At 37.1% G+C, this 12564-nt stretch carries 7 protein-coding genes and 2 pseudogenes; 8 read left to right on the top strand and 1 reads right to left on the bottom strand.

Translation table 11 applies throughout. The features are described from left to right. Positions 1-200: 200 nt before the first annotated feature. A complete protein-coding gene (locus tag F6K18_RS20420) occupies positions 201-1079 on the top strand; it encodes an alpha/beta hydrolase (protein ID WP_287523408.1) in 879 nt (292 codons plus the stop codon). A gap of 491 nt (positions 1080-1570) precedes the next feature. Here the strand turns inward: F6K18_RS20420 and recA are convergent, their stop codons facing one another. Beyond that, positions 1571-2653, bottom strand: coding sequence for a recombinase RecA (gene recA / locus F6K18_RS20415; RefSeq protein WP_287523476.1), 1083 nt, complete (start codon positions 2651-2653; stop codon positions 1571-1573). Positions 2654-3360: 707 nt separating this feature from the next. Between recA and F6K18_RS20410 the strand changes: the two genes are divergently transcribed. From F6K18_RS20410 to F6K18_RS20380, 7 genes and pseudogenes are all read left to right on the top strand, one after another. Then, on the top strand, positions 3361-4485 hold the full coding sequence (locus tag F6K18_RS20410) for a DegT/DnrJ/EryC1/StrS family aminotransferase (RefSeq protein WP_287523406.1): 1125 nt from the start codon (positions 3361-3363) through the stop codon (positions 4483-4485). A gap of 524 nt (positions 4486-5009) precedes the next feature. Further along, a complete protein-coding gene (crtB, locus tag F6K18_RS20405) occupies positions 5010-5903 on the top strand; it encodes a cyanoexosortase B (RefSeq protein ID WP_287523403.1) in 894 nt (297 codons plus the stop codon). A 370-nt stretch (positions 5904-6273) separates the two neighbouring features. Next, a complete protein-coding gene (locus F6K18_RS20400) occupies positions 6274-6996 on the top strand; it encodes a cyanoexosortase B system-associated protein (protein WP_287523400.1) in 723 nt (240 codons plus the stop codon). A gap of 236 nt (positions 6997-7232) precedes the next feature. Next, complete coding sequence (locus tag F6K18_RS20395; RefSeq protein WP_287523397.1) at positions 7233-8747, top strand: SLBB domain-containing protein; 1515 nt, start codon at positions 7233-7235, stop codon at positions 8745-8747. Positions 8748-8875: 128 nt separating this feature from the next. Continuing rightward, complete coding sequence (locus F6K18_RS20390) at positions 8876-11077, top strand: tyrosine-protein kinase domain-containing protein (RefSeq protein ID WP_287523395.1); 2202 nt, start codon at positions 8876-8878, stop codon at positions 11075-11077. A gap of 481 nt (positions 11078-11558) precedes the next feature. Then, positions 11559-11952: pseudogene (locus F6K18_RS20385) on the top strand (IS1 family transposase); the annotation flags it as partial. 246 nt (positions 11953-12198) lie between these two features. Next, a pseudogene (locus tag F6K18_RS20380) lies at positions 12199-12504 on the top strand (IS1 family transposase); the annotation flags it as partial. Positions 12505-12564 lie beyond the last annotated feature (60 nt).

The raw sequence follows: 12564 nt of genomic DNA, 5'->3' as shown, positions 1-12564 counted from the left end.
TATATTAATTGCTAATTATTAATTGTTGAAAATATCTGTAATTCAGAGAGGAAAAGCTACTTAAGTTGTATTTCGCTACATCTAGCTTGAACAGATGTTAATCTAGAAATAGATAAATCAAAAATTTAACATTAGCCAGACAAAAGCTACTACTAAATTAGACAAGTCTGGTGGTAATAGAGGAGAGTTGATTGCAAACTATGAGTCTTCTAGAGTCTCAATGGCAACATTTTTTCGTAGACACTAATAATGTACGGCTACATTATGTTACTCAAGGTGAAGGAGAGTTAGTTATACTCCTTCATGGGTTCCCTGAATTTTGGTATTCTTGGCGCTATCAAATCCCTGCATTGGCCCGTCATTATAAAGTTGTAGTACCAGACTTACGAGGCTACAATGATTCCGAGAAACCAGATAACGGCTATGACTTAGATACTCTAGCCGCTGATATTCGGGGATTAATTGAACGTTTGGGTTATGTTAAAGCTCATATTGTAGGCCATGATTGGGGAGGAGCGATCGCCTGGCATCTAGCCCAAAAGTTTCCTCAATGTCTTAACCGCCTGGCAATTTTGAACGCTGCCCATCCACAAAAATTGATTCAAGGAATAACAGGAAATATAGATCAACTATGGCGAAGTTGGTATATATTAGCTTTTCAAGTTCCTGGTATTCCAGAATGGCTGATTCAGCAAAATTTAAGAGAATTTATTAAAGGAGTTTTTCAAGGACAAGCTATTCGCAAAAGTGTCTTTACTACTGAAATTACTCAAATTTATCAAGCAGCTCTGGAAAAACCAGGAGCGCTGGTATCGGCAATTAATCACTATCGTCAATTTCTTTTACCTCAAAACTGGCTAAAGAGCTTTAATCCTAAGCCATCATTAATTACAGCACCAACTTTAATTTTATGGGGAAAAGAAGATTCTTTTTTAAGTCAAAAACTTACAGAAGGTTTAGATAAACTAATAGCAGCTCCTTTTTGGTTAAAAGTTATCCCTGAATGTGGCCACTGGATTCAGCAGGAAGTACCTCATACAGTGAATAGAGAGCTGCTTGATTTTTTACGAAAGAAATAATGGTTTTGGTGAAGCGCGTGTATGATATTAGTCTTAATTACTTAGGAGTCAGGAGTCAGTCCTCAGGAGTCAGGAGGGAAGAAAGAAGAAGTAAAGAGCAATAGAAGGAGAATGTTTTTTGTTTGCTGGCGCACAAAGCACGTTAACGCAGAGCGCGGAACTGAGTTCTATCCTTAACTATCTGGACATGATATCATACCTCAAATCACCAACGCCGAAATAATTGACAGTAAATTCGGTGGTATATGGGGAGATGTGGAGATTCGTATATTTGCACAATTTTTTGTATTTCATATAAATTTAGCAAAAAGCAAAAAAATCATAGTTGCATAATCTGTAGATTTATCATTAATCAGGACTTACGCAGAATCACCTTGAAAATACCATATGTAGGGGCGAATGGTATTCGCCCTCAGTCAATATAGTGTCTATGCATAAACCCTGATCAATAAAACACCTGCAACTATGAAATACTTAATCAAAGCTAAAATTTACTCTTCTTCTAAAATTTCTTCTTCACCTTCTTCCTCTTCCATATCATCAGGTCGTGCCACAGAATTAGCAGAAACCAAAGCACCGTGATTTAACTTTTCCCGAACTTGCTGTTCAACTTTTTTGGCAAAATCAGGATTTTCTTCCATATAAGCGATCGCCTTTTCTCTACCCTGAGCAAAATTACTTCCTCCGTAGCTATACCAAGCACCTTTACGCTTAATTACATCTGTCTCTTCAGCTAGGTCAATAATACAACCGAAACTAGAAATTCCTTTACCAAAAATAATATCAAATTCAGCAATACGGAATGGAGGGGCAACCTTATTTTTAGCAACTTTTACCTTAACATGAATACCATATTCCTCTGAAGATTTTTTCAGAGTTTGTGTACGACGAATATCAAGTCTTACCGAAGAATAAAACTTAAGAGCATTACCACCAGTAGTAGTTTCTGGATTACCATACACAACACCGATTTTTTGTCGAAGTTGGTTGAGAAAGACAACTGTACAACCAGACTTACCAATATTACCTGTAATTTTCCGTAACGCTTGACTCATTAAACGAGCTTGGAGACCCATGTGAGAATCTCCCATGTCCCCCTCAATTTCAGCTCTAGGAACCAATGCTGCTACCGAGTCAACAACCACAATATCAACAGCTACAGATCGAACCAGGTGATCCACTACCTCCAAACCCATCTCCCCAGTATCAGGTTGGGAGACAAGTAAATTTTCGATATCGACCCCTAATGCAGCAGCATAAGTGGGGTCAAGAGCGTGTTCCGCATCTACAAAAGCTGCAATACCTCCTGTTTTCTGAATTTCCGCGATCGCGTGTAAAGCAAGGGTAGTTTTCCCCGAACTTTCTGGGCCATAAATTTCAATAACTCTGCCCTTGGGTAAGCCACCTCCCAATGCTAAGTCTAAAGTCAATGCCCCACTAGGAATTGTTTCCACCTTCATGCGGGTAGCATCTCCCAAACGGACAATTGACCCTTTACCAAAACTTTTTTCTATAGTTTTCAGGACTGAATCTAAAGCTTTTTGTTTTTCTTTGTTATCTGTAGCTGAAGCCATGTATTTTTTTCCCAACTTAACACTAGACATTGACATTCTCTGAGGCTAAACCCCTAGCTATAGCCTGAGATTTTGAAGAGACTTGGAGGTAGCTAACTGCTAGACCCACTACTCTACACTTTAGATTAGGAGAGCCAAAACCTTCCTATTTTCGATTTCACGAAAACTAAGCCGTGCGAAACATACCATACTCAGTCACCTTATTCTCTAGGATTAAGGCCACTGTCGATGGACACGGCCAAGGTTCTACTCTAAAAAATATCCGTGTCACAAAACCCATAGCTTTACTTAATTTTCTAGGTATATTTTATTTACCATAGTCTCCAGAGGCTGCTAGTAAACGAAAACCTCTACAGAATGGCTACCCAAGTTAATCAATGTAGTTTTGCATACTGCATAATAGTAGCATTTTTAATTTTCTATGATTAGATAATACATATAAATATTATTCAGATGCTTCTATTATAATTTTTATAACATTTTTACTTATATAAACAAGGATTATTTGTAGCAATAATAAAAAAAAATGTTGAAGCTTATTGGCTGTCTTGCTCTTTCTCAGCAATTATTTGTGCTATCTTATACTTAGTAATATAGTCAGGGTCAGTGTATAAATTATTACTCTAGACACTTAAGATAGTGTAAATCAATATTTCAGTTAGCTAATACATCTGAGTAAATTTTTAGTCATCAACATTATATAGATAATGGCAAAAAATATTCCTTTCGTTGACCTCAAGCTCCAACATCAACCACTAAAAACAGAACTAGAAAATTCCATCCAGGCAGTATTAGAGAGGGGAGACTTTATACTTGGTCAGGCAGTAGAAAAATTTGAGTATTCATTTGCAGAAGCTTGTGGAGTTAAAAATGCTATTGGAGTTGCTTGTGGAACGGATGCCATAACACTAGGACTTCAAGCTTGTGGTATTGGTGCGGGTGATGAAGTAATTTTACCTGCTAATACATTTATCGCCACATTAATTGGGGTACTTCATGCTGGTGCTATCCCCGTTCTAGTGGACTGTAATCTTGACAATGCCTTAATTGACTTAGAAGCAGCTCAAAAGGCCGTCACCTCCAAGACTAAGGTAATATTACCAGTACATCTTTACGGTCAAATGGTAGCTCCTAGTAAATTACAAGACTTTGCTCAAGCTAACAATTTGATTATATTTGAAGATGCAGCCCAAGCTCATTTGGCACAAACAGAAGGATATCGTGCTGGAAGCATAGGAACAGCTGCTGCATTTAGCTTTTATCCAAGTAAAAATTTAGGTTGCTTTGGTAATGGAGGAATGGTTATTACTAACGATTCTCTGGTGGCGAATAAAATGCGAATTCTCCGTAATTATGGCGCACCGTGTAAATATGTCCATGAGGAAGTAGGTACTAACAGTAGGTTAGATACGGTACAAGCTGCAGTACTAAATGTCAAGCTTCCTTATTTAGAGAGCTGGAATAGCGATCGCAACCAAGCAGCTCAAAAATATGATAGCCTTCTCAATCCAATGAAAGAAAAAGGTATTATTCCCATACAGAATTTGAGTGGGAGTGGGCATATTTATCACTTATATGTGATTCGAGTCACCGACAAATCTCCCATTAACCGGGATACCCTAAAAGAGAAATTAACAGCCGAAGGTATTTCTGTTGGTATACATTATCCTATACCCTGTCATCTCCAACCAGCCTATAAAAATTTAGGCTATAAACAAGGAGATTTTCCCAATAGTGAAATTCTCAGTCAACAGATTTTATCCCTACCTATGTATCCTGTCATTAGTGAAGAACAAATTAATCAAGTTGTTGAGACAATTAGTAAGAGCTGATTTGTAAACTTAGCTAAAACCCTTATTTCATCTAACTATCAGGGATTTAGGTATTATTGGGCTATAACTCCAAAAACCTTTGTATTGCAAGGAATTCAGCCTCTTAATATTTACTTGATCAATCAGCTCTAAAATAGTTAATTAATAACTGTTAATTTGATTGATTTTAAAATTCAGGGTCTTCTCAGAAAAATATCACCTAAAAACAATTAATTTTAGCTATAAAATTGAGGAAAAAGTAGAATAAATAATAAGATGATAAGCATCTTTTTTTTGCTATCTCCAAATATTAATTATCCAAAAATTAAATTTAAAAAGTATTTCCTGACGGAATGCTCCGCAGAAGCCGCACTAACGCAAACAGCGAGTGATTTATACTGAAATCGAGATAAATGTAATTAAAAAGGGGATTTAAACCCGACCTAATAGCTGAAAGCTAGTTAAACTTGTGAAGTTTTCTTTCAAAGATTCATATCTGTCTAAAACTTTAATCTTTTGAATTAATATCAATAACACTAAAAAATATGCAAACTCGCCAAAAATTTCCCATTACTATTGAACAGAACATACTCACAATAGCGATCGCTGCCTTAGTATTTCTAATGTATATTCCTCTAATCATCTATTGGTATGATGGCTGGCTAAATAAAAGTATAAGTATAGAACATGAATACTTTAGTCATGGAATAATAGGTCTACCTTTTGCTGGTTATATTGTTTGGAATAATCGTCATAAATGGCAAGAATTACCCAATATTTTTCACCCATTGGGAGGCATATTATTAGGACTTGCAGGAGCTTGGTATGTAAGTGGTATCCCAGACCTGATTAACTTATCTTTTCCATTAATACTAGCAGGAATTTGTCTTTGGTTTAAAGGAATTCCTGGATTAAAATTAATGGTTATGCCGCTAATTTTCGTTTTGCTTGCTAGTCCTAACCATATTCCTTATCTAATAGAACCTTATGCCTTGCCTCTACAAAAATTTATTGCTGCAGTAGCTGGCTTCATTTTAACACAATTAAATATGGATGTTACTGTAGAACAAATATATCTATATGTAGGGGGAAGAATTGTCGAAGTTGCACCTCATTGTGCAGGTTTAAAAATGTTATTCACCAGTCTCTATGTTTCACTAATGCTACTTTACTGGACTGGTGCTATAGCTAGTCGTGTTAAAACAATTTTTTTACTTTCTAGTGCAACAGTGGTTAGCGTCAGTGCAAATATTATCAGAAACACTATACTAACAATTTTTCATGGTACAGGTCAAGATGAAGCTTTTCATTGGCTACATGATGGATGGGGTGGAGATATGTATTCTGCTTGTATGTTGGGTTTATTAGTTTTGATGATGAATTGGATAGACAGTCATTTGACAACATCAGTTGAACCTGCAAATCATGCTGATGCATAAAGTTATTGATCGAGTCTAGCTTTGAGATTTATCTTAACTAAAATAAATGTCAAAAAATCAATAAAATTTTCTTTGATTTTATATTTTTCTTTATGGGTTTAATAGCCTACAGTCACCTTTACTGTCTACAATTGGTTAGGGTTTGTAGACAGGAAGTCCGTTGTTAAAGACTATCCCCATTTACTTCCTTCTTCTTCCTTCTCAACTTCTTCCTTATCAACTTCTTCAATATTTTTCTTTATGGGTTTAATAGCCTACAGTCACCTTTACTGTCTACAATTGGTTAGGGTTTGTAGACAGGAAGTCCGTTGTTAAAGACTATCCCCATTTACTTCCTTCTTTTTCCTTCTCAACTTCTTCCTTCTTCAATATGGTTTATAGTTTAAAAAATCTCCAAAAGTATCAATTCCCACAAATAGTATTACTGGTATTTCTTTTAATCATTTTAGTAGTAGGTACTTTACCAGGTTATGTAGCAGGAAAATGGTCATGGGAAAATACCGCTAAAATTACTAATCTTAAAAGCTTAAAACAAATAAGAAAAGATGGATTAACTATTCCTGATTTGACAACAACATCTCATCAAGAAATAACAATTGCCGATCATAAGTGGTTGCTTCAAAAAATTGACTATGAAAATAAATCTGTCACTTTGTTACTTTTAACTCAAAATGGACAAAAAGACCAGCCTCAAGTAGAATGGATGGATATAAATGGGTATTATCGTTGGAAGACTGATTCGTACAAGCGAGTTAGTTTTACCTCACAGACACCTGATGGAGATAGCATTACAGACTCAGGAAAACAAAATAAATCAGATATAGAAGCTAGATTTTTGAGGAGTTGGACAAATAAACAAACCTATGCAGTTATGCAATGGTACGCCTGGCCTGGAGGTGGTAGTCCAAAACCTGGTGATTGGTTTTGGACCGATAGACTAGCTATGGTATCTCGGAATCGCGTGCCTTGGGTAGCAGTAAATATTTTATTTCCAATTGAACCTTTAGGAGATATTGACCCCTATTTGCCACAACTAACATCTATTGGGCAAAAAATTCAAGCATCATTATTAACAAAAGAAGCATTCAAATAATCTGCCAATAGTTAGCGATCGAGATTTCATCAGATAGTAATATAGCCAAAAATTTGGCGTTGATAATTGGTAAGATAATTTTCTACTAGGGGTGATACCCATCACTTAATTTGGTAAAATATTTTAGAGGTATCAGAAACAGACTACTCTTAAAGTTTCATCTCTTGATTTACCAACGCCAAAAATTTAACCACCCGACTAGGAAAACTTAATCAGATTAAGCTACTTTAAACCCTATGATTAACCGCCATTATAAAAAGTTAATTTCTTTATTTTTAGGCAGTTTCTACTCTAGTGCTGTAACTATTTCCTTAGCAACTCTAGTTTTTCCCAAAAGAGCTTATGGACAAATCCAATTACCAAATAACTCTCAGCAAAATATTTCACAGCTTAAAGCACCATCCATAGGTTCCCCCCCCTTAAATCCGAATTTTGACTCAGACCCAGATTTACGATTAAAACGTTACTTACTGGGACCAGGAGACCAACTGTCGATTCAAGTTCAGAGATTTCCAGACCTGAATGTAGCGACAACTATTGGTCCGGAAGGTACTATTCAAATACCTTTAGTAGGAACAGTGCTGTTGCAAGATTTGACAATATTAGAAGCAATAGCAAAAATCACCTCTGAATTAAATCAATTTATTATTAATCCAGAAGTATCCATATCCTTAGTTGTTCAACGTCCTGTCCGAGTCACGATCGCCGGAGAAATCACTAGACCAGGCTATTATCCAGTAGGAGGAAATTATCAAATTTCAGATGCTTTAAATGCAGCAGGTGGTACCACTTTTACGGCAGACCTGCGAAATGTAGAAGTGCGTAGAACTTTAGCTGATGGATCTGTAGTTGCTCAGGGAGTTGATATTTTAACCCCATTACAGATGGGTGGTTCACCTCCCAATCTGCGTCTAGAAGATGGAGATGTAGTGATTGTACCTTATCAGACTTCTATTACAGCTCAAGATAGTGATCGAGAATTACTAACTAACTATAGCCAAGCAGGTCCATTAGCTACTGGTATTGTGACTGTGAATGGGGAAGTAGAAAGACCTGGTTATTATCAGGCAAATCAAGTATCTTCTGCTTTACTCGCTGCTGGTGGTGCATCTCTAACTGCCGATCTACGAAGCATTTTAGTACGTAGGAAATTAAGTGATGGTAGTGTCGTTGAAGAAACAATAGACTTATATACTCCCTTGCAAAATTCTACGGAGTTGCCTAATATTCTTCTCAAGGATGGGGATGCTGTAATTGTACCTACATTAAAACCAGGCTCGGATTTTGGTTATGACCGCGATCTAGTGGGGAAATCGACTTTGAGTCAACAGCAGATTACTATTCGTATTTTTAGTAATCCTAACGATACCCTTGCTACTACTAATCTTCCGAACGGTAGTAGATTAATAGATATTCTCAATGGTATAGAATTAGATTCAGCCAATTTGGAAGAAATTAATTTGATTCGATTCGATCGGGAAACAAGAAAAATAGTTAGACGTGAACTTAATGGTAAAGAAGCAATATTTGGCAATAGTTCTCAAAATATTTTACTTCAGAATGAGGATATAATTGTTATTGATAGAACATGGATAGATAATATTACCAATTTATTTGAGAAGTATACACTTCCGATCAGAAGTTCCCTGGAATTTCTCCTGTTTTTCCGGGCTTTGGAACAAGATACTTCTAATGTGTTCTTCGGTGGAGGTAATGGTAATAATGGGAATAGAAACAGGAATAATAATTAATCATAATCAATAATTGATGAGAATTAGGCAGAGGTAAACAATAGAATAACTAGCTAATATCGAATAAAATGTTAAACAGAGCCAAGACTAAAAAAATCATTTCTAAATATATTAATAAATACTAGATTATGGCTATACCAATTATTAAACGCTATTTGATGGCTTTAGGACTATACAAGTGGGTAGGAGTAGCAACTTTCACTGTAGCAGTAGGTGTTTCAGGAATAATTGCTTTGCAGCCAAATCCAGAAACAAAAAGTACAATTCTAGGTACATTGAGGAAAATTAGTCCTGTTTTACTATTTTCTGAGACTGCTGCTCAAATCCAACAAAACGCTCAAGCAGTTACTCCAGAAATACTACTGAATGATGAAGTTCGACAGGCAGTAGCAGAAAAAGTATTGGTAGATCCAAGGAAACTCAAAGGAGCAATATTTGTTTTAAAAGAAGACATCTTCTATTTATCTTATGAAGATACAGATAAAGAAAAAGCTGTAGAAATAGTAGATGCTCTTATGGAACAAATAGTGGAGCAAAGCCGAAAAATTAATACTACATCTCAAAGAGCAATTATTGATGAAGTCAGAAAACGTTTACCCGCAGCAGTTGAAGAATTGAGAAAAGCTCAAGAACAGCAACAGAAATTTGAGAGAGAAGAGGAAGCATTACTGGTTACAGCAAGGGCAGCAGCTTTACCAGGGGCGATCGCAGGTAGCCGACAACAACAAACCCAGATTAAACTTGAGTTAGATGGGGTAGAAGCTCAGATTAAGAGTTTAGAAGAGCAGTTAGGGTTAACTGCAGATCAAGCTTATGTAGCACGGGCACTCGCTGCTGATCCAATTATAGCAAATCTCCGAGTGCAGTTGTATCAAGTAGAAAATCAGTTAGATAAGTTATTATTAGATTTTACAGAAGAATATCCACCTGTAGTTGAGTTGCGTAGGCAAAAACAAGTTGCAGAACAACAACTACAGCAACGTGCGGCAGAAGTTTTAGGGGGTAATGGGATAGCAGCACCATTGAGAAAGGTAGAGCAAATTCGAGTAGATGCTTCTTTAGACCCCACAAGACAACAGTTAGCAGAAGCCTTAATAGCTCTGAAAACTCAGCAGGAGCAACTACAAAGACAACTAGAAACAACAATTCAAACTGAGCAAGAATTGCTAGCTGAGTATGCGACTATTCCGAATAAGCAATTAAAATTAACTCAGTTGCAAGAAGAAGTTGCCATCAAAAAGTCTCGTTTGGATAAGATGCGAGCAACTTTAGAAGATGCTGAAGCCGCTGAGGCAGAAATAATTAGCAGTCTAGCTATTGCTGAGAAAGCTGCTGTTTTCAAGGAGGGTGAACCAGGAGGAGAAAAAAGTATGCCTTTGATGTTGGCAATAGGGGGACTAGCAGGCATAGTTGTTGGTGGAGGCTTAATTTTTGTTTTGGGAATGCTTTCTGGCAAGTTCTATTCTTGGGAAGAAATTCAAACAGCATTGAAGGAAAAAGATGTACAATTGTTGGGTTTGTTGCCAGATGTAATATTTTTTGACGATATGGATGCAAAGGAAATGCCTTTATTAGTTGAGCATAATTCTCCTTATCTTGAATCTTATGAAAAGTTACGGACAAATTTACAACGTCAAGGAACTAAACCTGTGAAAGTTTTGCTGTTGAGCAGTGGAGAAAAAGGGGAGGGTAAAACATTTTGTGCTTATAATTTAGCGATCGCTGCTGCACGAGCAGGTCGGCGGACACTTTTAATAGAGACAGACTTAAGAACTCCTTCAAAAGTTCAATCTCTTAAAATTGTTCCCGAACCACAAAGAACTTTTGAACCGCTTCGTTATTACAGTGATATCAGTAATTGTATCAAACAAGTTCCAGAGGTAGAAAATTTCTATATCATCCCTAGTCCCGGTCCTGTGAAACAAGCAGGAGGTATTATTGAATCAAGTGAGATGAAAAGGTTACTTTCAGATTCGCGACATCGTTTTGATTTTGTTATCCTTGACTCTCCTTGCATAAGTAAAAACAATGATGCTTTGATGTTAGAACCTTATACTGATGGCATGATTATTGTAACTAGGCCAAATTTCACTATGTCAGGTGTACTAACAGAGGTCATAGAACAGTTAACAGGTGATGATGAAGAAGAATCTGATAAATATATTCCTAAGCTTTTGGGGGTTGTGGTCAACGCTGCTGATATTCCTATAGATATTCCATTGGAACAATTTGATGATTTGGAGATACCCGAACCACAGCTCGCTGACTCACGGAGAACATCTAGTCTGAACACTGGAGTGGGAACATTGACACAGGTTCGCGATCGATAACGACTTTATTTACTCTCTTTCCTGTGCTTCTTTCGCTATGAAGCGGCTTTGTTCCATGAAAGTGGCGATCGCAAGCCAACCCTGTTGTTGGAGTTAACTAGATTTCAACTTTGTAGCTATTAGACTTACCTTTTTAAATCATACGGTTAAGCATGACACATTGTACGAATAATATCATGTCCGCTGGTATCATTTGTGTAAAACCAAGGGTGAATATCTACAGGAAATTTACGTTTTTTCAAGCTTTTAAGCCTTCTTCCCTCTCTCCTAGATAACTAAAACCTTCCTCCTTCTTCCTTCTTCCTTACCTTCACGCTTACAATACCGATGCTACCGGACATGATATAAATCTGGTTCCATCAAGGTAAATATAGATTCCAAAAAGCCCTCTGTTTGTCGTCCTGGCATACTATAAATGGCGTTGTCAGAAAAGAAGATAATTCAGAGAATGATCAGCGTCTAGAACTCAAGGAGAGATGTCATGGAATGTCCAGAATGCCACAGGCACCACATCCATAAAAATGGTCACGCGAAAAGGTAAGCAAAATTATATCTGTGTCAAGTGTGACCCTCAGTTGCTCACAGAATATCAACATAGAGGATACAGTGATGATCTCAAGCGCAACTGCTGGAAAATGTATGTTAATGGCATGGGTTTTCGTGCCATAGAGAGAATTACAGGAGTTTCACGCACAACGATTATGGATGGGGTTAAACTCGTGGGAACACTTCTACCAGATACCTATGAAGCAGAAACTATGCCAGAGGTAGGAGAATTGGAGCAACTAGAAACCTTTGTCGGAAAAAAAATCAAATCTGGCAGAGGAGCTGCTGTAGAGCATTTTCCCACCGGGATTTTAGGTTGGGTAGTAGGTAGGGTTTGCGCTCATAAAGTCTGTTGGTGGGGGTAGGAGACAGGAGACAGGAGACAGGAGACAGGAGAAATGGGGATGAGCGAGGAGGTAGTAGTAAAAATTGTCCCTTGATTTTTCTGCCATAATCATCCCAAAATACTAGCATGCATGAGCTTTTTAGACCGAAAAGCTTGCACTTTGTTAAAGACAAAAAAAGGCAGCAAACCAATATCAGTCAATGCTTTGATATTTAATCAGCAAGCCCTAGGTAACCATAGTGCAGAAACATTTATGGTACTATGGCAGACTATTTCCTGGTGGCAATGTTACTTTTGGGTGAGGGATGGTAATCCAGTTTATCGCAAATGTATTCCAGCAGGAGATCAGATTGTCAGCAAGACTTACATGACTGGTGTAGAGGGAGAAAATACACCTTTACCTCATTACTTAGCCAGGTTACATCGCAAAACCTTGTGCTATTCCAAGTCTATTGAAATGTTAAAGCACTCAATTCGGCTACTGATTCATTACCTTAAGTTTAAAGAAGTCCCTGTTCCCACCCTGTCCCTATAATTCATCCTTTAATCTGACAACGCCCTATAAATAGATTGTAGTGTCACCATTAATTCAATT

The sequence above is a fragment of the Okeania sp. SIO2C2 genome (assembly GCF_010692625.1).
GTDB classification, from domain to species: Bacteria; Cyanobacteriota; Cyanobacteriia; order Cyanobacteriales; family Microcoleaceae; genus Okeania; species Okeania hirsuta.
The sequence above is the reverse complement of the archived record's forward strand: the minus strand, read 5'-3'. Positions and strand labels throughout refer to the sequence as shown.